Below are 2,366 nucleotides of genomic sequence, written 5' to 3' on the forward strand. Positions count from 1 at the left end.
TTCCTTAGTTAACATACCCCTAAAGTCCCCTTAAGGGAACAAGCAAAACGGCATATTAGTGCGGGCGTTGGAAGTTTAATGGATGCTTCATATTATATAATGTATCTATTTTTGAATAATTGTTTTCATAAAAGCTTAAAATCCTTCCTTGAAACTTGAACTAGCAGTTAGGCCCGCGTTAGGGATAGTAGTGGATAGCCCACAGCCCGACCCTTAGGAGGTGCGAGGACTTGAAACGGACCTGCCTGCCAGCAGGCACGTAGCCCGACCCCTGAGGGTAACGCCCAAATTAAAAAATTATAAAAAGAAATTCCAAACGACACCGAAACGTATTGAAAAATCGCGGTATGGGTAATTTGGCGCTGAGTAATAGTTGTAACCTGTGAAGGCTGCATTGAAATGTTCGGCTTTAAAATAGATTCTGGTTTGACGGATTTTTGCGTTTAAAAAGAAATCTAAGCGCGGGAAATCGCCATACTGAGTTTCGTTTTGCACATAAAATTCGGCCAACAAGGGATTATAAGCGTCCATATAATACTTGGTGAAGTAATTTAGCGTGACACCTGTTTGTAAATACAATGCTTTTTTGAATATATGACTTGCAAAGTATATGGTGTTTCGGGTATTAATTTCTGGCACGTTTAAAACGTTGTTTTCATCTTTTACGTTTTGATATAATATGGTGTTGTTTAGGGCGAATTTACCAAACGTTATTTCGTTTTCCAGCTTTGCTCTTAAATAGGTTATGGTTTTATTATTTTGAAAAGGCGCTATTTGCAGCGTGGTTTCGTCTTGTTTGAAATATACATGATTGTTTATTGTTGAATAATCGACCGATATATTTGCTAGCTTTTTATATTTTAGATTAAACCCGATTTGCTGGGTTTCAATATTATTAAAACTATTTTGCCAATTGTAGTTTATATAATCGCTTTGATATAATAGGGTGTTGTAATTTGGCACTTTAGAACTATGATTGATTGATGCAGAAGCTGCAATGTCATCATTTAGTTTAAAAACTGCGGTTCCTTTAAAATAGTTTCCATCAAAATCGCCAAATATGTTTGCGCCTAACTCACCATGTAATTGAAATCCTTTATAGATTTTACTGTACTTTCCTCCTATTGCAAAAACATCTCCTTTTAATCTATTGGTTATTGTGTTGCCGTTTAGAACTACTAAGTTATTGTATCCGTAATTGTAATTTGTGTTATTTACATTTACTTGAACGCTACCCAATACATTATTAAAATAATCGATTTGTATTTGATTATAAAAATTTTCTAAAGTTGCTTTATCGCTTAGGCTACTGCTTTTAAAGGCGTCACCGAAGTAGCTTGTATTTGCTGTAGTTTGATCGTATTGATAATATTTGTCTTCGAATGAAATAATGTGTCTTACGGATAATCTACTTTTTGAAGTAGAATCGTTTAGTGTTCTAGGAAGTAGTTTTTCAACAACTTTATTAAAAATATTATAACTCTGATCTAAATGAAAACGTTTACCGAGCAGGATACTTTCTGCATTTTCAAAATTAACCTCTAGTATGGAACGGTCTAAAAACTCTTGATCTCCAGATTCAAAATCGGCCACACTAGCATCTTGCAGTCCACCATTTTCCTCATTTAACAGGTCTTGGGTTACAATATGTCCTTTGGCCTGATAGCGTTTATTTTTAGATGTATAATTTGATGTAAACCTAAAATTACCCGAACTGGTTAATATGTTTTGATATTTACCTAATGATCGCATGCCTTTATAGGCTATTGAAAAGTTGAATTGAGGTGAGGTGTTTACTGTGAAAAAAGAATCGGCTAATTGACCTTGCTCAAAAGCTGTTTTAAAAAATAATTCGGTTAAGGGCGTTGGAACGTGGTAATAGTCAATATCTTCAATTTCCATATAATTGAAATGCCTCGCTCTTGCACCAAACATGGGCATGGAATTCGTGTTTTCAAAATTATGGGTTAAGCTATTATAGGTTTGTCCTAAGTTTGAGAATGGTATTAAACCAAAATTATCCTTTCTTAAATAATTAAATTTGTATTCTTTTTGAATGGTTAAGGAGGTATCAACGAATGTTGTATCACTTTCGTGAGAAATAATTAAATAATCTTCAATTTTAGCATTTACATTTTTTAAATTTTTAATGCTTGTTGATGCTCTTGATTGACTATTTAAAGAATCTTTAACACCTTTAGAATCAACGCCTTCTTTTGAAAATGCCCTATCTGGTAAAACTTGAGCTGAAATATTTGTAACCACCAAAAACAAGCAAAAAAATAAGGGAACTTTATAATTTTTAGTTCTTGACTTTATCTTAAAAAATACGTTCATATTATGATTGCAGGTAAATTGGGCTTTTT

The 2,366-nt window shown here is 33.4% G+C and carries 1 protein-coding gene; it reads right to left on the minus strand.

The genetic code is table 11. The annotated features are described in order from the left end of the window. Positions 1–297: 297 nt before the first annotated feature. A partial coding sequence (locus WBN21_RS08290; RefSeq protein WP_424199240.1) for a putative porin occupies positions 298–2,366 on the minus strand: 2,069 nt, incomplete at its 5' end.

It is taken from the genome of Algibacter sp., from assembly GCF_049667265.1.
Classification (GTDB): domain Bacteria; phylum Bacteroidota; class Bacteroidia; order Flavobacteriales; family Flavobacteriaceae; genus Algibacter_B.